Source organism: Serratia proteamaculans, assembly GCF_008830365.1.
GTDB classification, from domain to species: Bacteria; Pseudomonadota; Gammaproteobacteria; order Enterobacterales; family Enterobacteriaceae; genus Serratia; species Serratia proteamaculans.
Genome location: NZ_WBKI01000004.1, coordinates 80,265 through 105,752, shown reverse-complemented (window position 1 = coordinate 105,752; position 25,488 = coordinate 80,265). Strand labels below are relative to the sequence as shown.

26 protein-coding genes and 1 pseudogene are annotated in these 25,488 nt (G+C 55.6%); 15 read left to right on the top strand and 12 right to left on the bottom strand.

The features are described 5' to 3' along the window. Nucleotides 1-6 precede the first annotated feature (6 nt). The 5 genes from F8R23_RS16340 to csrD all read right to left on the bottom strand — a co-directional run bounded on the left by F8R23_RS16340 (nt 7) and on the right by csrD (nt 5,573). On the bottom strand, nt 7-591 hold the full coding sequence (locus tag F8R23_RS16340) for a Maf family protein (protein WP_085119690.1): 585 nt from the start codon (nt 589-591) through the stop codon (nt 7-9). A 10-nt stretch (nt 592-601) separates the two neighbouring features. After that, nucleotides 602-1,090, bottom strand: a complete 489-nt coding sequence (gene mreD, locus F8R23_RS16335) for a rod shape-determining protein MreD (protein ID WP_012147104.1) — start codon at nt 1,088-1,090, stop codon at nt 602-604. After that, nucleotides 1,087-2,091, bottom strand: a complete 1,005-nt coding sequence (mreC, locus tag F8R23_RS16330) for a rod shape-determining protein MreC (RefSeq protein ID WP_129937223.1) — start codon at nt 2,089-2,091, stop codon at nt 1,087-1,089. The genes mreD and mreC overlap by 4 nt, the downstream gene beginning before the upstream one ends. Before the next feature lie 94 nt (nt 2,092-2,185). Continuing rightward, a complete protein-coding gene (gene mreB / locus F8R23_RS16325) occupies nt 2,186-3,229 on the bottom strand; it encodes a rod shape-determining protein MreB (RefSeq protein ID WP_151415815.1) in 1,044 nt (347 codons plus the stop codon). Between the two features lie 412 nt (nt 3,230-3,641). Beyond that, nucleotides 3,642-5,573, bottom strand: coding sequence for an RNase E specificity factor CsrD (csrD, locus tag F8R23_RS16320; protein ID WP_151415814.1), 1,932 nt, complete (start codon nt 5,571-5,573; stop codon nt 3,642-3,644). A gap of 286 nt (nt 5,574-5,859) precedes the next feature. Here csrD and acuI point away from each other — a divergent pair, with 286 nt between their 5' ends. From acuI to F8R23_RS16250, 14 genes and pseudogenes are all read left to right on the top strand, one after another. Then, on the top strand, nt 5,860-6,837 hold the full coding sequence (gene acuI / locus F8R23_RS16315) for an acrylyl-CoA reductase (NADPH) (protein ID WP_129937222.1): 978 nt from the start codon (nt 5,860-5,862) through the stop codon (nt 6,835-6,837). 123 nt (nt 6,838-6,960) lie between these two features. Further along, entirely contained in the window at nt 6,961-7,962 is a 1,002-nt protein-coding gene (gene msrP / locus F8R23_RS16310; RefSeq protein WP_151415813.1) for a protein-methionine-sulfoxide reductase catalytic subunit MsrP, read from the top strand. After that, complete coding sequence (gene msrQ, locus F8R23_RS16305) at nt 7,963-8,562, top strand: protein-methionine-sulfoxide reductase heme-binding subunit MsrQ (protein ID WP_129938838.1); 600 nt, start codon at nt 7,963-7,965, stop codon at nt 8,560-8,562. A 241-nt stretch (nt 8,563-8,803) separates the two neighbouring features. Beyond that, nucleotides 8,804-9,256, top strand: a complete 453-nt coding sequence (aroQ, locus tag F8R23_RS16300) for a type II 3-dehydroquinate dehydratase (RefSeq protein WP_012147111.1) — start codon at nt 8,804-8,806, stop codon at nt 9,254-9,256. Between the two features lie 32 nt (nt 9,257-9,288). Then, nucleotides 9,289-9,753, top strand: a complete 465-nt coding sequence (gene accB, locus F8R23_RS16295) for an acetyl-CoA carboxylase biotin carboxyl carrier protein (RefSeq protein ID WP_012147112.1) — start codon at nt 9,289-9,291, stop codon at nt 9,751-9,753. 10 nt (nt 9,754-9,763) lie between these two features. Then, nucleotides 9,764-11,113, top strand: coding sequence for an acetyl-CoA carboxylase biotin carboxylase subunit (gene accC / locus F8R23_RS16290; protein ID WP_012147113.1), 1,350 nt, complete (start codon nt 9,764-9,766; stop codon nt 11,111-11,113). A gap of 140 nt (nt 11,114-11,253) precedes the next feature. Further along, the gene (locus F8R23_RS16285) at nt 11,254-11,496 is read left to right on the top strand and encodes a YhdT family protein (protein WP_112347145.1); all 243 of its coding nucleotides are present in this window, start codon (nt 11,254-11,256) and stop codon (nt 11,494-11,496) included. After that, complete coding sequence (panF, locus tag F8R23_RS16280) at nt 11,486-12,931, top strand: sodium/pantothenate symporter (protein WP_112347146.1); 1,446 nt, start codon at nt 11,486-11,488, stop codon at nt 12,929-12,931. Before F8R23_RS16285 ends, panF begins: the two co-directional genes overlap by 11 nt. A 12-nt stretch (nt 12,932-12,943) precedes the next feature. After that, nucleotides 12,944-13,825 (top strand): 50S ribosomal protein L11 methyltransferase, encoded by an 882-nt coding sequence (gene prmA / locus F8R23_RS16275; protein ID WP_099065502.1) that lies wholly within the window; start codon nt 12,944-12,946, stop codon nt 13,823-13,825. 114 nt (nt 13,826-13,939) lie between these two features. After that, nucleotides 13,940-14,212, top strand: a pseudogene (locus tag F8R23_RS16270) (carbonic anhydrase family protein); the annotation flags it as partial. 386 nt (nt 14,213-14,598) lie between these two features. Then, nucleotides 14,599-15,564, top strand: coding sequence for a tRNA dihydrouridine synthase DusB (dusB, locus tag F8R23_RS16265; protein WP_037410551.1), 966 nt, complete (start codon nt 14,599-14,601; stop codon nt 15,562-15,564). Nucleotides 15,565-15,585: 21 nt separating this feature from the next. Further along, complete coding sequence (gene fis / locus F8R23_RS16260; protein WP_000462905.1) at nt 15,586-15,882, top strand: DNA-binding transcriptional regulator Fis; 297 nt, start codon at nt 15,586-15,588, stop codon at nt 15,880-15,882. A 356-nt stretch (nt 15,883-16,238) separates the two neighbouring features. Further along, nucleotides 16,239-17,159, top strand: coding sequence for a kdo(2)-lipid IV(A) palmitoleoyltransferase (lpxP, locus tag F8R23_RS16255; protein ID WP_151415812.1), 921 nt, complete (start codon nt 16,239-16,241; stop codon nt 17,157-17,159). A 120-nt stretch (nt 17,160-17,279) separates the two neighbouring features. Beyond that, nucleotides 17,280-17,978: a CTP synthase C-terminal region-related (seleno)protein gene (locus F8R23_RS16250; RefSeq protein WP_422917688.1), complete on the top strand. Its 699-nt coding sequence runs from the start codon at nt 17,280-17,282 to the stop codon at nt 17,976-17,978. Between the two features lie 59 nt (nt 17,979-18,037). On the opposite strand, the gene F8R23_RS16245 is transcribed toward F8R23_RS16250, so the two are convergent. After that, on the bottom strand, nt 18,038-18,727 hold the full coding sequence (locus F8R23_RS16245; RefSeq protein WP_112347148.1) for an LrgB family protein: 690 nt from the start codon (nt 18,725-18,727) through the stop codon (nt 18,038-18,040). Further along, nucleotides 18,720-19,142 (bottom strand): CidA/LrgA family protein, encoded by a 423-nt coding sequence (locus F8R23_RS16240; RefSeq protein ID WP_099063569.1) that lies wholly within the window; start codon nt 19,140-19,142, stop codon nt 18,720-18,722. Before F8R23_RS16240 ends, F8R23_RS16245 begins: the two co-directional genes overlap by 8 nt. 138 nt (nt 19,143-19,280) lie before the next feature. Here F8R23_RS16240 and F8R23_RS16235 point away from each other — a divergent pair, with 138 nt between their 5' ends. Beyond that, entirely contained in the window at nt 19,281-20,168 is an 888-nt protein-coding gene (locus tag F8R23_RS16235) for a LysR family transcriptional regulator (protein WP_112347149.1), read from the top strand. A 29-nt stretch (nt 20,169-20,197) separates the two neighbouring features. On the opposite strand, the gene F8R23_RS16230 is transcribed toward F8R23_RS16235, so the two are convergent. The 5 genes from F8R23_RS16230 to F8R23_RS16210 all read right to left on the bottom strand — a co-directional run bounded on the left by F8R23_RS16230 (nt 20,198) and on the right by F8R23_RS16210 (nt 25,305). Then, nucleotides 20,198-21,847: a Na+/H+ antiporter gene (locus F8R23_RS16230; protein WP_099063571.1), complete on the bottom strand. Its 1,650-nt coding sequence runs from the start codon at nt 21,845-21,847 to the stop codon at nt 20,198-20,200. Nucleotides 21,848-22,043: 196 nt separating this feature from the next. Next, nucleotides 22,044-23,405 (bottom strand): NCS2 family permease, encoded by a 1,362-nt coding sequence (locus F8R23_RS16225; RefSeq protein WP_112347150.1) that lies wholly within the window; start codon nt 23,403-23,405, stop codon nt 22,044-22,046. Between the two features lie 336 nt (nt 23,406-23,741). Beyond that, nucleotides 23,742-24,149 carry a VOC family protein gene (locus F8R23_RS16220; RefSeq protein ID WP_112347151.1) on the bottom strand — a complete coding sequence of 136 codons (408 nt, stop codon included), beginning with the start codon at nt 24,147-24,149 and terminating at the stop codon, nt 23,742-23,744. Between the two features lie 47 nt (nt 24,150-24,196). Continuing rightward, nucleotides 24,197-24,865: a glutathione S-transferase family protein gene (locus tag F8R23_RS16215; protein WP_112347152.1), complete on the bottom strand. Its 669-nt coding sequence runs from the start codon at nt 24,863-24,865 to the stop codon at nt 24,197-24,199. Further along, nucleotides 24,862-25,305 carry a lipocalin-like domain-containing protein gene (locus F8R23_RS16210; protein WP_112347153.1) on the bottom strand — a complete coding sequence of 148 codons (444 nt, stop codon included), beginning with the start codon at nt 25,303-25,305 and terminating at the stop codon, nt 24,862-24,864. Before F8R23_RS16210 ends, F8R23_RS16215 begins: the two co-directional genes overlap by 4 nt. Between the last annotated feature and the right edge of the window lie 183 nt (nt 25,306-25,488).

Sequence of the window (25,488 nt, the reverse complement as noted above, 5' to 3'; positions counted from 1 at the left end):
CGCCCATCAACCGGTTCTTACATCACGTAATGCGACAAAATGACTGAGCAGCTCATGTGTTTCGACTAACGGCAAGCCCATCACCGCATGATAACTCCCGGTTATCGTTCTGACGAAACAACCACCCTTTCCTTGAATTCCGTAGGCGCCCGCTTTATCCATCGGTTCGCCCGTTGCAATATAGTCGCAGATATCCTGCTGTGACAGGTTGCGGAATGTCACGTCTGTCACCACTAGCTGGCACAGAACGTCATGGCGATCGGCGATCGCTACCGCGGTCATCACCTGATGCTGTTTACCCGACAGCGCCGCCAGCATTTGGGCCGCATGCGCTTCGTTTTGCGGTTTTTCCAATACCCGACCATTGAGCACCACAATGGTGTCGGCGCCCAGCACCGGACAATCCTGTGGAGCCAGTGCCACGCCTGCTCTGGCCTTATCTTGCGCCAAACGACGCACATAGGCTTCGGCAGCCTCTCCTTCCTGCCGCTGTTCTTCGGTATCCGTCAGGATGATTTCAAACGCCACGCCCAACAGGGTCAGTAATTCACGTCGACGGGGAGAGCCGGAGGCCAGATAAAGCGAAGTCATTGATATACCCTTACTGTACGGCGAACTGACGGCGGATTTTGCGCATCAGCAGGAATAACCACGGCCACAAAATGCCGTTTACCACACTACTCCAGAACACCTCTGGGCGGAAAGAGACGTTGATCACTAAAAACTCGGCCCAGAACACCACAACGTCCATCGCCAGGGACAATAGCACCACGATCAGCGCCTGTTGCCAGAGAGCCATGTTGCGGAACAGTTGGAATTTGAACGCGACCAGATAGGCAATGATCCCCAGCGCCAACGCTCGCACACCCAGCGTCGAACCGAGGATCAGATCCATAATCAGCCCCAGCACAAAGCCGGTGCCGACGTTAACCCGGTGTGGCAGCGCCATCACCCAGTAGATCAGGATCAATGCCAGCCAGGAAGGTCGAAACATGTAGATCTGTTCCGGCCACGGCATGATTTGCAGCACCAGCGCCACCAGGAATGACAGCCAGATTATCCAGCGCCCATTACTGCGGTAGCGATTCATTGGGTGACTCCAGTGACCGGTGCGGCGGTTGGCGGTACGGCAGTGCCGGTTGCCGGTGCCGGCAGAGGCATTGGCGGCCCCATAGAATCGGCCGGCGGCAGCACCTGCGGCATCATCTGCATCAGGCGCTCGTTGGCAACACGGTGCACTTCGTCCGGCGGCAACGGCATATCGCCATTACGGTCGGCACCCCACAGCAATAACAGATAGCGCAAGCGCTGCAGGCCCGCCGTAGGGCGTGCCTGGATCACCGTGTAGGCACGCTGATTATCCACTTTGACCGAGGACACTACCGCCACCGGATAACCTTCCGGGAAGCGACCGCCCAGGCCGGAGGTAACCAGTACATCACCCACGCGAATATCGGTATTGTTTGGCAGATGCTCGAGCTGTAGATCATCGGCACAACCGCTGCCTGCGGCGATCACCCGGATATCGTTACGCAACACCTGGATCGGTAGTGCATGTGATGCATCGCAGATCAGCAGCACGCGGCTGGTGACCTTCGCCACCGCCACCACCTGGCCGACCACGCCTTTATCACTGATGACCGGCTGGCCTTCATAAACGCCGTTATCTGATCCTTTGTCGATCACTACCTGATCGCTGTAAGGATCGGAACCGGTCGAGATCACTTGGGTGACCATTTTGTGTTCGTCCTGGCGCAGCGGCGAGCCTAACAGCTCACGCAAACGGGCATTTTCCTGCTTGAATTGGCCAAGAAGAAGAACATCGCTGTTTTTCAGCAACAGTTCCTGTCGCAGAGCCCGGTTTTCCAGCTCCAGCTGTTGGCGGGTAGCCAGCGTTTCTGAAACGCTGTCCAAAACTTTGCGTGGCCCATTGGCCAGGAAATAGAAAGGGCTGACAGCCGTGTCCATGTAGTTACGTATTTTCACGAACGTACCGAGACGGCTATCGGCAACGATCAGGCAAATAGCCACAATCACTGCCAAAAAAAGTCGTAGTTGCAGGGAAGGTCCCCTGCTAAAAATCGGCTTCATAAATTATGCGTGTTCCTCGACAACAGAAAGAGGAACCGTACCTGATTTTCGCTTTGCGCATTCATCCGATACGATTCCTCCTTCCTGGGGCTGACTATTCTTCGCTGAACAAATCGCCGCCATGCATGTCGATCATTTCCAACGCTTTGCCGCCACCGCGAGCTACGCAGGTCAGCGGATCATCTGCCACGACGACCGGAATACCGGTTTCTTCCATCAGCAGGCGATCCAGGTTGCGCAGCAATGCGCCACCACCGGTCAACACCATGCCGCGTTCGGAAATGTCGGAAGCCAGTTCCGGCGGACACTGCTCCAGCGCTACCATCACCGCACTGACGATGCCGGTCAACGGCTCCTGCAGCGCTTCGAGGATTTCATTGGAGTTCAGGGTAAAGCCGCGCGGCACGCCCTCAGCCAGGTTACGGCCACGAACTTCGATTTCATGCACTTCATCGCCCGGATAAGCGGAACCGATACCGTGCTTGATGCGTTCTGCCGTCGCTTCACCAATCAGTGAGCCATAGTTACGACGCACATAATTAATGATGGCTTCGTCGAAACGGTCACCGCCGATGCGCACGGAAGAAGAGTAGACCACACCGTTCAGTGAGATCACCGCGACTTCTGTAGTACCGCCACCGATATCCACCACCATTGAACCGGTCGCTTCAGAAACCGGCAGGCCTGCACCAATTGCCGCAGCCATAGGTTCTTCGATCAGAAACACTTCACGCGCACCGGCCCCTTGGGCGGATTCGCGGAACGCACGACGTTCAACCTGAGTTGCGCCGACCGGTACACACACCAGCACGCGCGGGCTTGGCCGCATGAAGCTGTTGCTGTGAACCTGTTTGATAAAGTGCTGCAGCATTTTTTCAGTCACGAAGAAGTCGGCGATAACGCCGTCTTTCATCGGACGAATAGCCGCGATATTGCCGGGCGTACGCCCCAGCATTTGTTTAGCCTCATGACCCACGGCCGCAACGCTCTTGGGTGAACCGGCACGATCCTGGCGAATGGCAACCACCGAAGGTTCGTTCAGTACAATGCCTTGCCCTTTAACATAAATCAGGGTATTGGCGGTACCCAAGTCGATGGACAAGTCATTGGAAAACATGCCACGAAATTTCTTAAACATAACTAAAGGATAATCCTGCAAGCTGGGGGCGGAAAATAAAATCCGCCTACTTTACCAACCACACGAAGCAGCGACAAGGCGCAAAAACGTTCTACTTCGGTGAAAAATAGTCTGTATTGTTTCTGCTCGAATGCACGGAAATTGGATGAGGCCTGAATTCCCTGAACAAAGGCTCAGTTTACCACCCTGTCAGCGCACGAAACGGCGTAACACAGCTCATAAAATCTAACATATTCCCTGATTGCCGTTGGTGGTAAGCACCTACCAACGCTCAACAGAAAAGGACTGACAAGAGCCTATATCAAATAGGCGTCATTGTCGCAGGCAGTTTGGGGGTTATCCCAAAAAGACAGATAAAATAGCCCAGATGAATTGGCGCTCATTCTACGTCAATTTTTGCCCGGCATTCAGGTTAAACGCGATAACGACGCGAATATTTTTTGCGCCCTACGTCTATCGGTTCCGGCGACGCGAAAAAGTCGCCCTGCCCACCGAGGATCCCGCGATCTTTCAGCGTCTGCCATTCGTTGCGCGTCCGCACGCTGGCGGCAAAAACCTGGGTGCTGGTACCTTCGCAGGCGCCCGTCAGGCTCTGAACAAACAGCTGATTTTCATCACGCCGGTCAATACTCCGCACCAAACCAGGATGGAGCTTAACCAGTTCCACCGGTAAGGACTTGATATAGGAGGTACTCACCACGGTTAACCCCGCCTGGGACACCACCAGACGACAGCCCAATCCTGAGAGTAATCTCAGCACCGGACGTAAACGGTCGATATGTTGACACACGTCTGCCTCTGCAAGTTCAATCAGAATTCGCCGACGATGACTTTTTTCACACTGAAGCAGGCTATCTCGCAGCCAGCGCTGGAAAGAACGCTGCAATAAAGAGTCTACGCACAGCGTAAATGCCAGCGTTTCTTCGGGCCACAGTGCCAATAAAGGAAGGATGCGGCTCAGATGCTGACGATCGTAACTTTCCGCCAACCCCAACTGCTGTACCAGCGGCATATATTCAGATGGCAGCAGTTCCTGGGTACCATCATAAATCCGGCTCATGATCTCACGGTGATGGACTTCTCCGTCCACCGTCACCGCCGGTTTCTGGTACAACCGCGGGCCACCCCGCGCCAACACCTGCTCCAACAGGGTGCGCCATTTGACGCTGCCACGCCCTTTTTCCGGCACCTGGCTGTCATAAACATACCAGCCGTTTTCCCCCTGCAGCGTGGCATGACGCGTGGCCTGCTCTGCGTAATCAATTACCTGCTCGGTGGTTTGCCCGCTGCGGTATGCCACGATGCCGATATGCAAAAACGCTTCGCGATCGATAAGCGCGGTTGAAGGCAGGGCATCAATCGCGTGAACCAGCTGTGAAGCGATACCGTCAGCCTCTTTCAACGTGCGGTGCGGTAACAGCACGGTGAAATCACTGTGGAAATAGCGCGCCAACAGCGCAGCCGGATAGCGCATCACGAAGGTCGACAATAGATTGACCAGTGAATACATCAGTTCCTGTACCGCACTGTTACCGTGGATTTCCCGCAGCGTGTCGAAATCGGGTAATCGCACCATCATGACGATGCCGTGCGAGCCTTCCTCTTCCAGTTGGGTGGTCAGTTGGTTATCAAAGAACAATCGGTTGTTCAGCCCGGTTTTGGCGTCCTGCGCGGCAAAGGCGCGGATCAGCGTATCGACCCGGCTGCGCTCCTCGCGCGCTTCCGTCAGATCCGCCAACAGACGATCGAGCGCACCGCTGACGTTCGCCGGCCATTCACGTACGTCGCCCTGCATCACGCTCTCCCGCTCGCCATTAAGAATGCGGCGGGCGCGGCGCTCCAGCCTGTCCTCCCCATCGGCCTGCTCTCGCAGCCAACGTAAACTGAACAGCAGGATCACCACCATGATAACGATCGACAGCGTGACGGCCACGGTGGATTGCAGAGAACGTACGTCGCTGGCGAAAGGGTCAATATAGGTAATGCGTAGCGAAGCGCCGGGATGCTGCATCAGCGGCAGTGAAACTTGCCGGTAGCCATTGAGTGACTCCCAGGGCTGCTTTAGCGTCGGCAGATTATAAGAAAGGAGATTGCTGTGGCTGGTATCCACGCTGACGGCCACGATCCCAAGTGGGCGCATAACCAGAGGAAGCCATTTTTCCTGCTCCTGCGGAGGTTCATGCAACATCGCCTGATCGAGCGAAGTCATCAGCGAGTCGAAGCGGCGCTCCAGTCGCTCCTGAGTGACGTAAAAGTAACTGTATGAACAGCCCATCAGCATCAAAAACATCGCCAAAGCAACCAGCAGGGTGATCAATGCAGAGAGCTTGGTGGTGAATCGCATCCCTGTGCCTTGTCCGTTATCGTTACGTGGATTTTCACCTTTGGTCGTATAAAGGCCCCGAATTCGCTCAAAAGAATCCAATACAACACCCTGATTTTTTAATGATTCACTGGCTTTGCCCTGACGATACTCGCCGACAATTCATGTCGCTCAAGCTACCAAGCATCGTCGACGAAGAAAACCTTCAATCACCCTTTTTTGTCTTTAATCAGGACATACAATTCTTATATGCATATAGTCAATTAAAGACAGATTCAGAAAATTAGCTAACGAGAGGAAGAGTGACATGCGTGCACTGTTATTGGAACAACAAGACGATCAAACTCTGGCTCAAGTCAAAGATATCACCAGCGATCAACTGCCCGACGGCGATGTCACAGTAGACGTCAACTGGTCCAGCCTCAATTATAAAGACGCGTTGGCGATCACCGGCAAAGGCAAGATTGTACGCACCTTCCCGATGGTGCCAGGCATCGACTTCGCCGGTACCGTGCGCCACAGCCGTGACGATCGCTTTAAAGAAGGCCAGAGCGTGGTGCTTACCGGCTGGGGCGTGGGTGAAAACCATTGGGGCGGCCTGGCAGAACAGGCCCGTGTCTCCGGCGAATGGCTGGTGCCGCTGCCAAACGGGTTGGATGAACGCAAGGCGATGATCCTCGGCACCGCCGGTTTTACCGCCATGCTGTGCGTGATGGCGCTGGAAGAAGGTGGTGTTCGCCCGGATGACGGCGACATTTTGGTTACCGGCTCCAGCGGCGGCGTGGGCAGCACGGCGATCGCTATTCTGGCCGCGCTGGGCTATCACGTCACGGCAATCAGTGGCCGCGAAAGCAATACCGATTACCTGAAAGCGCTCGGTGCCAAAGAAGTGCTGTCGCGCAGCGGCTATCTCGAAGCCCCGCGCCCGCTGGAAAAACAACTGTGGGCCGGTGCAGTCGATACCGTCGGCGACACTATGCTGGCACGAGTGTTGGCGCAAATGAATTATAACGGTACCGTCGCTGCCTGCGGCCTGGCCGGCGGTTATCACCTGCCGACCACGGTGATGCCATTTATTCTGCGCAATGTGCGCCTTCAAGGCGTGGACTCGGTGCACACCCCGCTGCATCGCCGTCAAACCGCCTGGGAACGCCTGGCCGGTATCCTGCCAGACAGCTTCTACCAGCAAGCCACCCAGGAAATCACGCTGGAACAGGCGCCGGCCACCGCTGCCGCGCTGCTGGATAACAAAGTCACCGGCCGTACTCTGGTGAAAGTCCGCTAAGCCTGAACGCCCCCCAACAACGGGGGGCATGTCCCGTCTGCGAAATTTCATATTTTCCCGCGGTCTCTCGCATAAGGCCTGGTTTCACGCCATGCTTACTTCATATTCGCGGAGAAAAATAGCATGAGCAAACAACCTAAATTAACTGAGGTCGATGTCACGCCAGAGAGCGTGTTTTATCAACGGCGAAAAGTGTTGCAGGCGTTAGGCATCACCGCCGCGTCACTGGCCCTGCCGCTTAACGCACAGGCCGATTTGCTGTCATGGTTTAAAGGTCACGATCGACCCAAGGCACCGCCGGTCAAACCGCTGGAATTCAGCAAGCCGGCAGCCTGGCAGGCCCAACTGGCCTTGACGCCGGAAGATAAGGTCTCCGGCTACAACAACTTCTACGAGTTCGGTCTGGATAAGGCCGATCCGGCGGCCAATGCCGGCGGTTTGAAAACCGAAGGCTGGCAGGTGCGCATCGACGGCGAAGTCGCCAAACCGATCACGCTGGACATCGATGACCTAATTAAACGCTTCCCGCTGGAACAGCGCATTTACCGCATGCGTTGCGTCGAAGCCTGGTCGATGGTGGTACCGTGGATTGGCTTTGAATTGGGTAAGCTGATCAAGCTGGCGGAGCCGAACAGCAACGCGCGCTACGTCGCCTTCCAGACGCTGTACGATCCGGAACAGATGCCGGGCCAGAAAGATCGTTTTATCGGCGGCGGGCTGAAGTATCCGTATGTCGAAGGGCTGCGTCTCGATGAGGCGATGAACCCGCTGGCGCTGCTGACCGTCGGCGTGTACGGCAAAACGCTGCCGCCGCAGAATGGTGCGCCGCTGCGCTTGATCACCCCATGGAAATACGGTTTTAAAGGCATCAAGTCGATCGTCCATATCAGTCTGGTGCGCGATCAGCCGCCGACCACCTGGAATCAGTCTGCGCCTAATGAATACGGTTTCTATGCCAATGTGAACCCGCACGTCGATCATCCACGCTGGTCGCAGGCCACCGAGCGCTTTATCGGCTCCGGCGGCATTCTGGATGTTAAACGCCAGCCAACGCTGCTGTTTAACGGCTATGCCGAACAGGTGGCTTCACTGTATCGCGGCCTGGATCTACGGGAGAATTTCTAAGTGCGTTTGACTCCAATCCATATCAAATGGATCAAGGTCGCCATTTATCTGGCGGCATTTTTGCCTTTTCTCTGGCTGGTTCTGTCGGTGGATCAGGGCTGGTTCAGCGCCGATCCGGCCAAAGATATCCAGCATTTTACCGGCAGGATGACGCTGAAACTGTTGCTGGCAACCTTGATGATCGCTCCACTGGCACGCTATACCCGCCAACCTCTGTTGATCCGTTGCCGCCGCCTGGTGGGCCTGTGGTGTTTTGCCTGGGGTACGCTGCATCTGATAAGCTATTCGACGCTTGAATTGGGACTGAGCAATATTGGCCTGTTGGGGCGTGAACTGGCCACCCGCCCTTACCTGACGCTCGGCATCATCAGTTGGCTGATCCTGTTAGCGCTGGCCGCGACCTCAACGCTGTGGGCGATGCGCAAACTCGGCGCCAAATGGCAGACACTGCATAATTTGGTGTATCTGGTGGCGATCCTGGCACCGATTCATTACCTGTGGTCGGTCAAAACCTTTTCGCCACAGCCCTTCATTTATGCCCTGCTGGCCGTCGTGCTGCTGGCACTACGCTACAAGAAATTCCGTAATTGGTGGCGTTAAAAGGCGGAACTTTTCTGTGTTCTACCCCTCATAATGCGATAACACCCTCATCAGTTTGCAGGTTTTGGGTTGAATATCTTCGCTGATAAGACCAGTATTTAGCTGCGAATTGCTACGATATCGTTATAATGCCCGACCTTGTTCCTGTTCTCAGGGTGAATTTCCCCCTTAACAGGTGACAAATCGGTGACATCGGGTTATTTTCTACGATGATGGTTTTATTGCCGGAGATACCAGCACAATGGCGGATAAGTTTCACATTTTGCTTCTGAACGGCCCCAATCTGAATCTGCTGGGGACGCGTGAGCCGGAGAAGTACGGCAGCACGACGCTAACAGAGATTGTTAACGGATTGGAAAACCAGGCATCCGCACTGGATATTACCCTGAGCCATCTGCAGTCTAACGCTGAACATGCGCTTATCGACTGCATACATCAGGCACGCGGCAACACAGATTTTATTCTGATCAACCCTGCCGCGTTCACGCATACCAGCGTGGCGCTGCGCGATGCATTGCTGGCGGTGCAGATCCCGTTTATCGAGATCCACCTCTCCAACGTGCATGCCCGAGAACCTTTCCGTCATCACTCCTACCTTTCCGATATTGCGGTGGGTGTGATTTGCGGCCTCGGCGCAGATGGCTACACATTTGCTTTACAGGCAGCGGTTAACCGTCTGTCGAAAACCCACTAATTGCTACGCAAAAAGAGTACGGAATCACACTCATGGATATTCGTAAAATCAAGAAACTGATCGAACTGGTTGAAGAATCAGGTATTTCTGAACTGGAAATCTCTGAAGGCGAAGAGTCAGTTCGCATCAGCCGTGCCGCTCCGGCACAGGCTTACCCAATGATGCCGCAGGCATACGCAATGCCGGCACAGCCGCAGCCAGCACTGGCTACTGCCGTTGCTGCCGCGCCAGCCGAAACCCCTGCAGCACCAGCGGCCATGAGTGGCCACATCGTCCGTTCTCCAATGGTCGGCACCTTCTACCGCACGCCAAGCCCGGATGCGAAAGCCTTCATCGAAATTGGCCAGAAAGTGAATGCCGGCGACACGCTGTGCATCGTTGAAGCCATGAAAATGATGAACCAGATCGAAGCGGATAAATCCGGCGTGGTGAAAGCCATTCTGGTAGAGAACGGCCAACCGGTAGAATTTGACGAGCCACTGGTCGTCATCGAATAACGAGGCGAACATGCTTGATAAAATTGTTATCGCCAACCGTGGCGAGATCGCGCTTCGTATCCTGCGTGCTTGTAAAGAGCTGGGCATCAAAACCGTTGCCGTGCACTCCACAGCCGATCGCGATCTGAAACACGTACTGCTGGCTGACGAGACCGTGTGTATCGGTCCTGCCCCATCGGTAAAAAGCTATCTGAATATCCCGGCTATCATCTCTGCGGCGGAAATCACCGGCGCAGTGGCGATCCACCCGGGCTACGGCTTCTTGTCTGAGAACGCTGACTTCGCCGAGCAGATCGAACGCTCCGGCTTTATCTTCATTGGCCCGAAAGCCGAAACCATCCGCCTGATGGGCGACAAAGTTTCTGCCATCAACGCCATGAAGAAAGCCGGCGTGCCTTGCGTACCTGGTTCCGACGGCCCGCTGACCGATGACATGGATAAAAACCGTGCCTTCGCCAAGCGCATCGGCTACCCGGTGATCATCAAGGCATCTGGCGGCGGCGGCGGCCGTGGCATGCGCGTTGTGCGCAGCGACAAAGACCTCGAGCAATCCATTTCCATGACAAAAGCGGAAGCCAAAGCGGCTTTCAACAATGACATGGTTTACATGGAAAAATACCTGGAAAACCCACGCCATATCGAAATTCAGATTTTGGCCGACGGTCAGGGTAACGCCATCTATCTGGCCGAACGTGACTGCTCCATGCAGCGCCGCCACCAGAAAGTGGTTGAAGAGGCACCAGCACCAGGCATCACCAGCGAAATGCGCCGTTACATCGGCGAGCGCTGCTCGAAAGCCTGTGTTGAGATCGGTTACCGCGGTGCGGGTACTTTCGAGTTCCTGTATGAAAACGGCGAGTTCTATTTCATCGAAATGAACACCCGTATTCAGGTTGAACACCCGGTTACCGAAATGATCACCGGCGTGGATCTGATCAAGGAGCAGCTGCGTATCGCTGCCGGTCAACCGCTGTCGATCAAACAGGATGAAGTGAAGGTTCACGGCCACGCGGTGGAATGCCGTATCAACGCCGAAGACCCGAACACCTTCCTGCCAAGCCCAGGCAAGATCACCCGTTTCCATGCGCCAGGCGGTTTCGGCGTGCGTTGGGAATCTCATATCTACGCCGGTTATACCGTACCGCCGTACTATGATTCCATGATCGGCAAACTGATCACTTACGGTGAAAACCGTGACGTGGCAATTGCCCGCATGAAGAACGCCCTGGCTGAACTGATCATCGATGGCATCAAAACCAACGTTGAACTGCAGCAGCGGATCATGAGCGACGAAAACTTCCAGCACGGTGGCACCAACATCCACTATCTGGAGAAGAAGCTCGGTCTGCAGGAAACCTAAGGCAGGCTATTCGCATCGCCTGACAAAAGGCCGGTTAATCACCGGCCTTTTTCTTTTGTAACAGCTTGGCAAAAGCCGGCCTTGCCGTAGAATTCCTTACCTTTGGCAAAACCATCACCGTAAACCTATGGGGAACACTGATGGAAACACGCTTTATTCAAGCCCACCGCGAAGCACGATGGGCGCTCGGTCTGACGCTGCTGTATCTGCTGGCCTGGTCGCTGGCGGCCTACCTGCCGGACAGTGAATCTGGTATTACCGGCCTGCCGCACTGGTTCGAAATGGCCTGTTTGCTGGTCCCGCTGTTGTTTATCGGCCTGTGCTGGCTGATGGTGCGCGGCGTATTCCGTGATATTTCGCTGGAGGACGGCGATGCAAACTGAAGTCATTTTGCCGCTGGTTGCCTATCTGGTGCTGGTGTTTGGGTTGTCGGTCTACGCGTACAGCCGTCGTCAAACCGGCAACTTCCTCAGCGAATATTTCCTTGGCAGCCGCTCTATGGGTGGCTTCGTGCTGGCCATGACGCTGACCGCCACCTATATCAGTGCCAGTTCGTTTATCGGTGGCCCCGGTGCCGCCTATAAATACGGCCTGGGTTGGGTGCTATTGGCGATGATCCAACTGCCGGCGGTGTGGTTGTCGCTCGGTGTACTGGGCAAGAAATTCGCTATTCTGGCGCGCCGCTACAACGCCATCACCCTGAACGACATGCTGTACGGCCGTTACCAAAGCCGTCTGCTGGTCTGGCTGGCGAGTCTTAGCCTGCTGGTGGCGTTCCTGGGGGCCATGACGGTGCAGTTTATCGGCGGCGCACGCCTGCTGGAAACCGCCGCCGGTATCCCTTACGATACCGGCCTGCTGATCTTTGGTATCAGCATTGCGCTGTATACCGCCTTTGGCGGCTTCCGTGCCAGCGTGCTGAACGACGCCATGCAGGGTCTGGTAATGTTGATCGGCACCGTGCTGTTACTGGTTGCGGTGATCCACGCCGCCGGCGGTCTGCATAGCGCAGTGGACAAACTCCAGCAGATTGACCCGGCGCTGGTGTCGCCGCAGGGCGGTGAACAGATCCTCAGCCTGCCGTTTATGGCATCGTTTTGGATCCTGGTGTGCTTTGGCGTGATTGGCCTGCCGCATACGGCGGTGCGCTGCATCTCCTACAAAGACAGCAAGGCGGTACATCGCGGCATCATCCTCGGCACCATGGTGGTGGCGGTGCTGATGTTCGGCATGCATTTGGCCGGCGCGCTGGGCCGTGCGGTACTGCCGGATCTGAAGATCCCCGATCAGGTGATCCCAACGCTGATGATCACCGTGCTGCCGCCATATGCCGCCGGTATCTTCCTGGCTGCGCCGATGGCGGCAATCATGTCGACCATTAACGCCCAATTGCTGCAATCATCCGCCACTATTATTAAAGATCTCTACCTTGGCGTACGGCCGCAGCAAATGCAGAACGAACGCCTGATCAAACGCTTCTCCAGCCTGACCACGCTAATCCTTGGCTTATTGGTGCTGCTGGCGGCCTGGCGACCACCGGAAATGATCATCTGGCTGAATCTGCTGGCGTTCGGCGGTCTGGAAGCGGTGTTCCTGTGGCCACTGGTACTGGGTCTGTACTGGGAACGCGCCAACGCGCAGGGAGCACTTAGCTCAATGGTGACGGGTGCGGTATGCTATACGCTATTGGCCAGCTTCAAGCTGCAGTTGGCGGGGTTGCACCCTATCGTGCCTTCACTGCTGTTTGGCCTGTTGGCATTTTATATCGGTAACGTCGTCGGCGAAAAACGTCGGACGGCGTCATCATTACCCTCTTAAAAGAGAATTGCTATGCCTTGGATCCAACTCAAACTGAACACCACCGGCAGCCAGGCAGAAGACCTGAGCGACGCACTGGTTGAAAGCGGCGCGGTCTCGGTGACCTTTCAGGACACCCACGACAATCCGGTGTTCGAACCGCTGCCAGGTGAAACCCTACTGTGGGGCGATACCGATGTGATCGGCCTGTACGACGCCGAAACCGATATGGCTGAAGTGGTGGCCATGCTGGAACAGCATCCGCTGCTGGGCGCCGGTTTCCGCCACAAGATCGAACAGCTGGAAGATAAAGACTGGGAACGTGAGTGGATGGATAACTTCCACCCGATGCGCTTCGGCGAGCGTCTGTGGATCTGCCCAAGCTGGCGTGACGTGCCCGACCCAACTGCGGTCAACGTGATGCTCGACCCGGGCCTGGCGTTTGGTACCGGCACCCACCCAACGACGGCGTTGTGCCTGCAGTGGCTGGACGGCCTCGATCTGGCCGGTAAAACCATTATCGACTTCGGCTGCGGTTCCGGCATCCTGGCAATTGCCGCACTGAAACTCGGTGCAGCGCGCGCTATCGGCATCGATATCGATCCTCAGGCCATTCAGGCCAGCCGTGACAACGCGCAGCGTAATGGCGTTTCAGAACGTCTGGAGCTGTATCTGCCAAAAGACCAACCGGCCGATCTGCTGGCCGACGTGGTGGTCGCCAACATCCTGGCCGGCCCATTGCGTGAGCTGGCACCGCTGATCGGTTGCCTGCCGAAGTCCGGCGGCTATCTGGGCCTGTCCGGCGTGCTGGCGACCCAGGCCGCGAGCGTGGCGCAAGCCTATGAAGATAAATTCACGCTCGATCCGGTCGCAGAACGCGAAGAATGGTGCCGTATTACCGGTCAACGTAACTAATTCCATTTTTGCTTTGATAAAAACTACCGATAACTTAACAGGTTACGGTGGTTTTTTTTCGCCCCAAGATTTCACTGACTTATCCTGACAAAAAGCGAGCGTATTCTGCTGCAGGCGCGGGCCTGGCAGCAGATGCCGACAGCCGTCGGTCAGACTGCGGTACTGACTACACCGCTGGATATCAAAATCCTGCTGCCAAAAAGGGTTTAACTTCTATCGGTTCAGCGGTTCGTTGACCACTCCCCCTGTTCTGAAGGCGTAAGCTGGATGGTACTGGATAAGCCCGTCAGCGCATCTGCCGAGCAGATCGCCCAATTCCGCACCGCAGTTCAACATGCGAACAATCGCCCGCTACAGCCGCTGAATGGCCGCGTTATCATCGACTAAGGCTATAGGGAAGACTTCACCGCCGGTGTCATAGCCGGTGGTGAACCAGACCGCTTTATACCAAAACCCTCACCACGCAACTTCAACGTAATTGTGCCTATTCTCAATGGAATACCCTGATAAATGCCCTGAAATACTGTCAATATCCAGCTGAATCGAGACTCATTACAGATAAAATTCTGTTGTGTGGGGAATATTTTATTGCACGCAAAATAACCACATTTCGTCAACTCATTGTTAAATATATATAATATTTTTATAGATCCTGACGAGGTGCATTTTTATTGCCAAATAGCGCCTGATTGGTCAAAGTTTGGCCTTTCATCTCAACGCAAAAATGCGTAATATACGCGCCCTTGCGGACACAGTATGGTTACTCTTTGTCTATGCGCATTGGACACCACCAGCTTACAAATTGCTTGATTGCGGCCCCGATGGCCGGCATTACAGATCGCCCATTTAGAGCCCTATGTCATGCAATGGGTGCTGGGATGGCTGTATCCGAAATGCTCTCCTCCAATCCGGAGGTGTGGCGGACGGATAAGTCGCGTCTGCGTATGGTCCATAGTGATGAACCAGGGATCCGTTCCGTGCAGATTGCCGGATGTGATCCAGATGATATGGCCGCTGCGGCGCGTATTAACGTGGCCAGTGGCGCACAAATCATCGACATCAATATGGGTTGCCCGGCCAAGAAAGTGAACCGGAAGCTTGCAGGGTCTGCATTGTTGCAGTACCCGGATTTGGTTAAACAGATCCTCCACGCGGTAGTTAACGCTGTGGATGTGCCGGTAACACTTAAGATTCGCACCGGCTGGGAACCAGAACACCGTAACTGTGTAGAGATTGCCCAACTGGCCGAAGACTGTGGTATACAGGCCCTGACGATTCATGGCCGAACCCGTGCCTGCCTGTTCAACGGCAACGCGGAGTACGACAGCATTCGGGCAGTTAAGCAGAGTGTTTCCATTCCGATTATCGCGAATGGCGACATTACTGACCCGCATAAAGCCAGAGCAGTGCTCGACTACACTGGGGCTGATGCCCTGATGATAGGCCGCGCTGCTCAGGGGAGACCCTGGATCTTCCGGGAAATCCAGCATTATCTGGACACTGGGGAACTGCTGCCCCCTCCGCCGCTTGGCGAGGTTAAGCGTTTGTTGATAGGGCATATTCGGGAATTGCACGGCTTTTACGGCCAAGGCAAGGGATTCCGGATTGCTCGTAAGCACGTATCCTGGTATCTCCAGGAGCACGCCCCGAATGACCAGTTTCGGCGCACATTCAACGCCATAGAGGATGCCAGCGAACAGCTGGAGGCGTTGGAGGCATATTTCGAAAATCTTGCGTAACAAAAAAGAGCTGACAGAACTATGTTCGAACAACGCGTAAATTCTGACGTACTGACCGTTTCTACCGTGAACTCACAGGACCAAGTGACTCAAAAGCCTCTGCGTGACTCGGTGAAACAAGCACTGAAGAACTATTTTGCTCAACTGAACGGTCAAGACGTTAACGATCTGTATGAGCTGGTATTGGCTGAAGTTGAACAGCCACTGTTGGACATGGTGATGCAATACACCCGTGGCAACCAGACCCGTGCCGCCCTGATGATGGGCATCAACCGTGGTACGCTGCGTAAGAAATTGAAAAAATACGGCATGAACTGATACTAGTCAGTTTGCATGTTGAAAAGGCGCAACCTCGCAAGAGGCGGCGCCTTTTTCTTATTGGGTCTTCTGCCAAAGTGATGTCAATGCGAATAAGAATATTCGCATGCCACTCCTCCTTATCAGACCATATTCTGTGTTACAATATACATTCCTGGAGCCGCCTTCGCGGGCCTACAGCATCCCTCCGAAGCCTGATAGCAGCGCGAACCGCCCTTCGAGTGTAAAGATTTAGTCAATTATGGAATCTGGCTAAACGATAGTGATGTCTGGGTGTCTGAGTGGTCGTATCGCAATTGAGGGGATCCTTGTGCGTTACAGGTTGCTGCCCCTAATTAATGCATAAATGAGTTCATATGAAGCGTCCGCAAAAATTCAAAATGGCCCTACTGCATCCGCGCTACTGGCTTACCTGGTTCGGCTTGGCCTTTCTGTTCTTACTGGTTCAACTCCCCTACCCGGTGCTGCACAAACTCGGTATTTGGATGGGCCGCACCTCGATGAGATTCCTGAAGCGCCGGGTTTCCATTACTCGTCGTAATCTGGAACTGTGCTTCCCGGACATGGACGTGGCGCAGCGCGAACACAAAGTGACAGGTAACTTCGAATCCCTCGGCATGGGCCTGCTGGAAACCGGTATGGCCTGGTTCTGGTCAGATAAACGCGTCAAACGCTGGTTCAACGTTTCCGGTATCAATCATCTGAAAGCAGCCCAGCAGAATCAACGCGGCGTGCTGGTGATTGGCGTGCACTTTATGTCGCTGGAGTTGGGTGGCCGTGCCATGGGCCTGTGTCAGCCAATGATGGCGATGTACCGCCCGCACAACAATAAAGCAATGGAATGGGCACAAACCAAAGGCCGTATGCGTTCCAACAAGGCCATGCTCGATCGCAAAGACCTGCGCGGCATGGTTCAGGCTCTTAAACGCGGTGAAGCCGTGTGGTTCGCTCCGGACCAAGACTACGGCCCACGTGGCAGCGTGTTTGCTCCGCTGTTCGCCGTCGATCAGGCCGCAACCACCAGCGGGACCTATATGCTGGCACGCCTGGCCAAGCCTGCGCTGGTGCCGGTGGTGCTGATCCGTCGCGAGAAAGGCCGTGGATATGATCTGTTGATCCAACCGGCACTGGAAAATTACCCTATCAGCGACGAGATCGCCGCCGCGGCTTACATGAATAAAGTGGTTGAGAAAGAGATCATGCGCGCGCCAGAGCAGTATATGTGGCTGCATCGTCGCTTCAAAACCCGGCCGGCAGGCGCCCCGTCGCTGTACTGAGCCAAACCCCAAACCAAGGCCCGGCCAACGCCGGGCTTTTTTGTGCGCCGCATTTAGAAAACTACAGATTGGCGTTCGGCTTTACTGTAATCTCCTTTTTTACCCGCACAGGAAAAGGAAATGATGAAAGCTCAAGTTCGCATTGCTCTGGTCGGTGACTACAAACCCGAGGCCGTTTCTCACCAGGCCATCCCAATTGCTCTCCAGCTTACCGCCACACACCTTAACGTCGATATCCAATCTCACTGGCTGCCCACAGCAACCATTACTGCCCCCTCGGTACTGCAAGGCTATGATGCGATCTGGGTGGTGCCCGGCAGCCCGTATAATCATGACGACGGTGCCTTTATGGCGATCCGCCATGCCCGTGAGCAGAACGTCCCCTTCCTCGGCTCCTGCGGTGGCTTCCAGTATGCGATTGTGGAATACGCCCGTAACGTCATGGGCTGGCACGATGCCGGACATGCGGAAACCGACAGCGGTGGCCGGTTGGTGATTGCTCCGCTGAGTTGTTCGCTGGTCGAAAAAAGCGGTGCCATTCTTTTCCAACCGAATACGCTGGCCGCCCGTGTCTACGGCAAGCTGGAAACACATGAAGGCTACCACTGTAACTTCGGCGTTAACCCGGAGTTTGTTTCCGATTTACAGCGGCATCCGCTGATTATCAGCGGGCATGACAGCGAAGGTGACGTGCGGTCAGTGGAATTGCCGGGGCACCGTTTTTACGCTGCCACGCTGTTCCAGTCTGAACGTGCGGCATTACGTAACGAGCTCTCCCCGTTGGTGGTAGAACTGATCAAGACCGCTGCAACGGCCTGACAAAGCGGATAATGAGGGCCATGTCGATATGGCCCTCCATCGGCGATACAACCGCAGGCTTACCACATCAGTTGCCCTATCAGTGGGGCGGCAATCACTGTGATAATCCCCGCCAACATCATCACCAGGCTGGAGACGACGCCTTCTTCCTGCCCCATCTCATAAGCTTTCGCGGTACCGGCACCGTGCGACGATGCCCCGAGCCCGGCACCTTTAGCCAGACTGCTGCGCACCGCCAACCGCAGGAACAGCATGTCCCCCACCGCCATGCCGAACACCCCGGTGATCACCACGAACAGCGCCACCAGATCCGCCTGCCCGCCCATCTGTTTGGCGGCTTCCAGGGCAAACGGCGTGGTGATGGATCGCACCGCCAGACTGCGTTGCACCTCTTCCGGCAATGTCAGCAGGCGTGCCAGCCACACCGAGCTGTAAACCGCCACCAGCACCGCCGTCAGCACCCCGGCGCTGAGCGACAGCCAATGGCGACGAATGATATGCAGATTCTCGTACACCGGCACCGCGAAGGCGATAGTGGCCGGCCCCAACAGCCACAGCAACCAGTGAGTTTCGCCAATGTAATCCTGGTACGAAATATGGGTGACCACCAGCAACAGCACCAGGATCATCGGGGTCAGCACCAGTGGCATCAGCAGTAAGGTACGGCGGCGGCGGTAGAGTTTTTTATTGGCGAAGTACAGCGCCAGCGTCACCAGAAAGCAGGCGATGCTAAGGGTAAAATCATTCATCGCGCTGTTTTCGCCGCTGCAGCCAGACTTCCAGTCGATAGACCCGATCGACCACCAGACCCGTCGCGCCCAACGTCAGCGTAGTGCTGACCGCAATCACCAGGAAAATCTTCCAGCCTTCTACCATCAGCAGTTGGGCATAGTTAACCACCGCCACCACCGCCGGGACGAAGAACAACAGCATCTCGGCCAGCAGCCAGCGAGAACCCGCCCTGACCCAGTTCAACGGCAGAATACGCAGCAAGATCAGCGCCAACAGCATTAACATGCCGATAATATTGGCGGGCAGCGGCAGATGAAACTGTTGCACCAGCCGATCGGCAATCAAAAATAACACCGCGTATAAGACAACCTGGATCGGCACCTGCAAGCGGGCCAGCAAAGAGGGAGCAGCATGGCGTAACGCCAGTAACATGAAAGATGACCTTAAACAAAAATTCACGGTTTACAGTATACGCAGCCAGGAAACCTCCCATGAAATGAATTAAAATTATCAACATCATGCCATCAGGGAATAATTTCCCGAGGGTATTGTCCCTGAGGAGAACCCAACGTGGATGTCCGCACTTTGCGCTACTTCGTCGAAGTAGTGCGGCAACAAAGCTTTACCCGCGCGGCCGAAAAATTGTTCGTCACCCAGCCGACCATCAGCAAGATGCTGCGCCATCTGGAAGAGGAGCTGGAGTGCACGCTGCTGATCCGCGAAGGGCGCAAGCTGCACCTGACCGACAGCGGCCAGGCGGTGTATCAGCGCGGTCTGGCGATTATCGATGAATTCCGCCAGCTGGAGGCGGAGCTGGAAGACATCAGTTCGGTAAAAAAAGGGGTGCTGCGGCTGGGTATTCCGCCGATGGTTGGCCGGCAGATTGCCGATTTGATCCGTCAGTTCCGCCAGACCTATCCCGGTATCGAGCTGAAAATCTCAGAGCTGGGCGGGCTGTCGGTTGAGCAGGCGGTGATGTCCGGTGAACTGGATCTGGCAATGACTATTCTGCCGGTTGATTCCGATCAGCCACTGACCTTCCTGCCATTACTCGCTCACCCGATGTGCGTGGTCACACCGCGCACATCCCACTGGCTGAACCGCACCAGCATCAATATCAATGAATTGGCCAACTGGCCGATCCTGCTTTATAACGAAGACTTTGCGCTCTACAAAATGCTGATGAAAGCCTTCCGTCAGGCCGGTTTTGAGCCACAGATAGCAGTGCGCAGCGGGCAATGGGATTTTCTGGCGTCGATGGTGCAGGCAGGGGTCGGTATCGCCACCCTGCCGGAACCGGTCTGCCAGTGGCTGGATAAAGAAAGCCTGCTCTGGCTACCGCTGGAGCCACGTATGGAATGGAAAGTCGGGTTGATCTGGCGCCAGGGCAGTTACCTGTCGCACAGCGCCCAGGCCTGGATAGCCTGCTGTCGCGACTACTGGCCGCCGGTGAAATGAACGGGGCCGCATCTGCGGCCCCGTGGGTATTAGCCTTCGCGCTCTATCAACAGCGCTTCCAGCAGGTCGAGATCGTGCAACAGTTTTTGCAGCGTCTCATTGCTGATTTTCTGCGTGGCGCGCAGGTGATACAACTCACCACGTTCAGCACGCAGCGCCGTCAGGCGGAAGCGCCGCTCGAGGTTTTCCAGCATCAGCGCATTCTCGATATCGTCTTTGGTGGTGATACGCCGCCGTAGCGCCCCCACCACCCGCGAACTGATTTCTTTCAGCACCTGCGGATCGATATTTTCCTCGGTATCGACAGCCAGGCGTTCTTCCATTTTGTTGATGCTTTCGATCGCCACCTCAGCCGCCATGGCAATCGCCATCCGCTCTTCACTCTTGCTGACGCTCTTGTCTGCCACCTGTACGCCGCGCAACAACAGCGGCAGCGCCATGACACCGGCAATCAGCGAAAGCAGGATCACACCGGCGGCGATAAACACCAACTGATAGCGCGCCGGGAAGGCGCTACCGTCACTCAGCAGCAGTGGAATAGACAGCACACCGGCCAGCGTAATCGCCCCGCGTACCCCGGCGAACGACGCCACCCACAGTTCACGCGTGGTGAAATCACCAAACTGCAACGGCCGTTTTTTCATAAAGCGGCGGCTGGCGTTTTTCATCAGCCACAGCCAGGTGAAACGTAATATCAATAACGCGCCGTAGATAATGGCGACATCGGCAAACAGGTACCAGGTCTGAATGGTCGGATCCAGTTCCGCCTGCAGGATGGAGGTTTCCAGGATCCCCGGCAGTTGCAGACCCAACATGATGAATACCATGCCGTTGAATACAAATTCCAGCATCGCCCAGACGCTGTTCGCACGCAGACGCATCGCCAGTGGTGCGTTGCGGATCACGCCGGACTGGCTGATGGTCATCCCCGCGGCGACCGCAGCCAGGATACCGGAGACGCCAATGTGTTCGGCAATCAGGTAAGAGGCAAACGGCAATAACAGCAGGAACACGATTTGTGTCGCCGGGTCGTCACCACTCCAGCGGCTCATTACGCGCAACGACTTACTGTAGAGCCAGGTGACCGCCACGCCAGCCAGCAGGCCACCAATCGCCACCTTAAGAAACTCGAGGGTCGCGCCACCCACGGTAAACACCATGGTGCCCATCGCCACCGCAATGGCAAATTTGAGTGAAACCAGGCCGGACGCGTCGTTCATCAGCGCCTCGCCCTCCAACACACCCATGATCGGCTTCGGAATACGCCCTTTACCGACGATACCGGACAGCGCCACGGCATCGGTGGGCGACAGTACCGCCGCCAGCGCAAACGCCGCAACCAGCGGGATCCCCGGCACCATGGCGTAAATCAGGTAACCCACGCCGACCACGGTAATCAGCACCAGCACCAGCGCCAGACCAAGGATTTCACGGCCGTGGTGCAAGAATTCGCGGGTTGGGGTTTTCCAGCCATCGGCAAACAGCAACGGCGGGATAAACAGCACCAGAAACAGTTCGGGATCAAAATCGACGTGCAGCCCGAAATGTGGCCAGGCCAGCAGCGCCCCGATACCGATTTGCATTAACGGCAGCGGTACCTGGAACGGCAACATACGCGTCACCACCCCGGACAGGGAGACCACCAAAATTAAGATGAGGATTGTAAAAAAGATTTCCATGCTTTCCTTAGACTCTAGGGTTCAAACCACAACAGCACATAGCCGGAGTATGCCCCCGATAGTAGATCACTTTTTTTACAGCGGTTAAAGCTTGTTGTGCCATTCAAAATGCAGTAACGGCAGAAGGAGACTTATCTGAAGTAGAAATGGGGATAAAACATCCCCCGCCGAAGCGACGGGGGAAACGACAAACCGATTAGATTGCCCAACCGCCGGCATAGAACGCCACCAGGGCTACGGCGATCAGCACGGTGCCGATATTCAACCGACGCCATTCACCGGAGAAGATACGGCCAATCACCAGTGAGCTAAAGCCCAGCATGATGCCGGTGACGATATTACAGGTCAGTACGATAAACACCGCGCACAGCAGGCCGGACATCGCATCAACAAAGTCGTTGAAGTCCAGCTTGGTGACGTTGCTCAGCATCAGCAGGCCCACATACATCAGCGCCGGTGCGGTCGCGTAAATCGGCACCAGATAAGATAACGGTGACAGGAACAGGATCATCAGGAACAACAGACCGACCACGGTCGCAGTCAGGCCGGTTTTACCGCCTGCTGCAGTCCCTGCGGCAGATTCGATATACACCGCCGCCGGGGCTGCGCCCACCAGACCGGAGAAAATGCTGCTCAGGGAGTCCGAAGTCAGCGCTTTGCCGCCGTTGATAATCTGCCCGTCTTTATCCAGCAGATTGGCCTGACCGGCCACCGCACGGATAGTGCCGGTGGCGTCAAATACTGCCGTCATCACCAGCGCCAGCACGCTTGGCAATACTAACGGCTGCAATGCCCCCATGATATCCAGGCTGAAGATCAGCGAATGGCCGTTGGCATCCGCCAGGCTTGGCATGGCAAACAGACCCTGATATTTCACCGCCGGGTCAAACACCAGGCCAATTACCGAAATGGCGATAATCACCAACAGGATACCGCCCGGCACGCGCAGTTTCTCCAGACCAAAAATCACCGCCAGCCCGAGCAGCGTCATCACCACCGGGAATGAAGTGAAGGCGCCCAGCGCCACCGGCAGGCCATCCAGTGGGTTCTTCACCACCAGGCCCACGCCGTTAGCGGCGATCAGCAACAGGAACAGGCCGATACCAATGCCGGTACCGTGCGCCACGCCCATCGGCAGATTACGCAGGATCCAGGCGCGGATGCCGGTTATCGAGATAATGGTAAACAGCACGCCCATCAGGAATACCGCGCCCAACGCCACTGGAATGCTGATGTGTTGGCCCAGCACCAGGCTAAAGGCGGTGAAAGCCGTCAGTGAAATCGCACAGCCGATGGCCATCGGCAAATTCGCCCATAATCCCATCAGCAGCGAGCCCAGACCGGCGACCAGACAGGTGGCAACAAACACCGCCGTTGGCGGGAAACCGGCCTTGCCCAGCATGCTCGGCACCACGATCACCGAGTAAACCATCGCCAGGAAGGTGGTTAACCCCGCCACCACTTCCTGACGTACGCTGCTGCCACGCGCAGAAATATTAAAATAGCCATCAAGCCCGCCTTTTGGTTTAACGGCGTTATTCGCTTGAGAATTCGACATGTTGCTGTCCCCTGTGTTTCATTGCCAGCCCGTTTCAAAGGCTTGTTATTCCGCTCACGCCTGTTTTGTAAGGTATCGTTTGCTTTCCGGTACTTTACTCACGTCGCCAACTGGCGGCGCTCACAAAGGCAAACGATTAACTCTCAATGCGTGATGCGGGTGATTTGCGGTGGTTTATTCAAGGCAAACGATTATCCAGCCTTATATACCCTCTGATCAACCAAAGATCGCGGCAATTTATGCAGAAAAGTATTGGGATCCATCATTATCGAAAAGACGGTATTTGTCACATAGGTAAATCTGATGGGAAAGCCCCCCGAACGGAGGGCAAAAGGGTTACTGAGCCTGTGCGGCCTTTTCATCCATGTACATCAGTTCCCAGATATGACCGTCCAAATCCTGGAAACCGTGGCCGTACATAAAGCCGTAATCTTGTGGCTGGTTATAGGTGTTGCCCCCGGCGGCAATCGCCTTGCGCACCAGAGCGTCCACCGCAGCCCGATCGGGCTGCGACAGGCACAGCAAAACCTCGGTCGCCTTCCTGGCGTCGCCAATCGGATTCGGGGTGAACATTTTGAATTTGTCGTGGGTCAGCAGCATCACATAGATACTGTCGCTGACCACCATGCAGGCGGCGGTGTCATCGGTAAACTGTGGGTTGAAGCTAAAGCCCAACTGGGTGAAAAACGCCACCGATGCGGGCAGATCGCCCACCGGCAGGTTAACAAAAATTTGCGTAGCCATGGGCTACCTCCGATGAAGGTTGACCTCATCGAGTATAGCCCATTCCCTCAGCTCAGCAGGTCATAAGGCCCACCCTGCTCGAGCGCCCGCTGGTAGGCCGGGCGTGTATGAATGCGCTGCAGATAACCGCGCAGCTTAGGGCAACCGTCCAATGCACCGCGTGCCGCCATTGCTTCCAGTGGGAAACTCATCTGGATATCCGCCGCGCTGAACTCGTTGCCGACAAACCAGGTACTTTTGTTCAGGTGCTGTTCCAGATAGTCGCAATGCGGCGCGATCTGCTTATCCAGATACTCCCGCTGCACCCCTTTGCCAATGGCCCCTGCCACCGGCCGCAACAACCAGGGGATCGGCGGTTGCCCCAGCCGGCTAAAGACCAGTTTCATCACCAGCAGCGGCATTAGCGAACCTTCGGCATAATGCAGCCAATATCGGAACTGCTGACGGGCGTGGTAGTCCGTCGGCATAAACTGCCCCTGTGCATCATAGGCTTCCTGCAGGTATTCAATAATGGCGCCGGACTCCGCCAGCGTCAGATCGCCATCGACGATTACCGGCGACTTGCCCAGCGGATGGATCCTCTTCAACTCCGGGGGCGCCAGCATGGTTTGCGGATCGCGCTGGTAGCGCTGCACCTGATAGGGCACATCCAATTCTTCCAAAAACCACAGGATGCGTTGCGAACGTGAGTTATTCAGATGGTGAACAGTGATCATAAGGTGGCTCCTATCCGTTGCCACACCAGTTCGCCGATCTGCACGCCGTTGCCAAGCTGCAACGGTACAGTGCGAAGCTGGAGGCGATCGCCGGTGAAATGATAAAAGCGCACCTGTCGGCTACCGATCCAATTGGGGAACGAGCTACCTTCAACCTGATGCACTATCCGCTGGTCGCTCTCATCCACCTGATAGCGACCAAAATAACAAATCATATTGATAAAAGCGGCGTGGGTTTCCTGCCCGGTGCCCTGCGCCAGATCCTCGGCGGCAAAACGTGGCCGGGTGGCGCTGTAGAGCTGCGCCGCCATGGTGCCATTGGGCTCGTAGTTAATGCGACCCAACACCTGCTCGCCCAGCGGGTGATTGACCTTGCCGTCTTCCCCTTTGAACACGGAAGATACCAATGACCAGCTACCGATAAACGCGTTGACTGACATGCCACTTGCTCCTTTAAGGATATTGCTGCCCTAAAGGGTAGTGGCGAATTTTGCCGCACGCCAGCGGGAATAACTGCGCTCAAAAAATAAGTCAATTTATTTGATTGAGATTATCAAAACTCTCCGATTTTCTATTCAATCGCTTCAGCCTATTATCTATCACATCGAGAGGGAACAGCCTCT

Coding starts and splice junctions, on each gene's coding strand:
- F8R23_RS16215 (WP_112347152.1), bottom strand. CDS start 24,865: ATGATCACTGTTCACCATCTGAATAACTCACGTTCGCAACGCATCCTG.
- F8R23_RS16220 (WP_112347151.1), bottom strand. CDS start 24,149: ATGGCTACGCAAATTTTTGTTAACCTGCCGGTGGGCGATCTGCCCGCA.
- F8R23_RS16250 (WP_422917688.1), top strand. CDS start 17,280: ATGATGAAAGCTCAAGTTCGCATTGCTCTGGTCGGTGACTACAAACCC.
- F8R23_RS16225 (WP_112347150.1), bottom strand. CDS start 23,405: ATGTCGAATTCTCAAGCGAATAACGCCGTTAAACCAAAAGGCGGGCTT.
- F8R23_RS16230 (WP_099063571.1), bottom strand. CDS start 21,847: ATGGAAATCTTTTTTACAATCCTCATCTTAATTTTGGTGGTCTCCCTG.
- F8R23_RS16210 (WP_112347153.1), bottom strand. CDS start 25,305: ATGTCAGTCAACGCGTTTATCGGTAGCTGGTCATTGGTATCTTCCGTG.
- accB (WP_012147112.1), top strand. CDS start 9,289: ATGGATATTCGTAAAATCAAGAAACTGATCGAACTGGTTGAAGAATCA.
- F8R23_RS16285 (WP_112347145.1), top strand. CDS start 11,254: ATGGAAACACGCTTTATTCAAGCCCACCGCGAAGCACGATGGGCGCTC.
- fis (WP_000462905.1), top strand. CDS start 15,586: ATGTTCGAACAACGCGTAAATTCTGACGTACTGACCGTTTCTACCGTG.
- prmA (WP_099065502.1), top strand. CDS start 12,944: ATGCCTTGGATCCAACTCAAACTGAACACCACCGGCAGCCAGGCAGAA.
- msrP (WP_151415813.1), top strand. CDS start 6,961: ATGAGCAAACAACCTAAATTAACTGAGGTCGATGTCACGCCAGAGAGC.
- aroQ (WP_012147111.1), top strand. CDS start 8,804: ATGGCGGATAAGTTTCACATTTTGCTTCTGAACGGCCCCAATCTGAAT.
- F8R23_RS16245 (WP_112347148.1), bottom strand. CDS start 18,727: ATGAATGATTTTACCCTTAGCATCGCCTGCTTTCTGGTGACGCTGGCG.
- acuI (WP_129937222.1), top strand. CDS start 5,860: ATGCGTGCACTGTTATTGGAACAACAAGACGATCAAACTCTGGCTCAA.
- mreC (WP_129937223.1), bottom strand. CDS start 2,091: ATGAAGCCGATTTTTAGCAGGGGACCTTCCCTGCAACTACGACTTTTT.
- dusB (WP_037410551.1), top strand. CDS start 14,599: ATGCGCATTGGACACCACCAGCTTACAAATTGCTTGATTGCGGCCCCG.
- F8R23_RS16340 (WP_085119690.1), bottom strand. CDS start 591: ATGACTTCGCTTTATCTGGCCTCCGGCTCTCCCCGTCGACGTGAATTA.
- lpxP (WP_151415812.1), top strand. CDS start 16,239: ATGAAGCGTCCGCAAAAATTCAAAATGGCCCTACTGCATCCGCGCTAC.
- F8R23_RS16240 (WP_099063569.1), bottom strand. CDS start 19,142: ATGTTACTGGCGTTACGCCATGCTGCTCCCTCTTTGCTGGCCCGCTTG.
- csrD (WP_151415814.1), bottom strand. CDS start 5,573: ATGCGATTCACCACCAAGCTCTCTGCATTGATCACCCTGCTGGTTGCT.
- panF (WP_112347146.1), top strand. CDS start 11,486: ATGCAAACTGAAGTCATTTTGCCGCTGGTTGCCTATCTGGTGCTGGTG.
- accC (WP_012147113.1), top strand. CDS start 9,764: ATGCTTGATAAAATTGTTATCGCCAACCGTGGCGAGATCGCGCTTCGT.
- mreD (WP_012147104.1), bottom strand. CDS start 1,090: ATGAATCGCTACCGCAGTAATGGGCGCTGGATAATCTGGCTGTCATTC.
- mreB (WP_151415815.1), bottom strand. CDS start 3,229: ATGTTTAAGAAATTTCGTGGCATGTTTTCCAATGACTTGTCCATCGAC.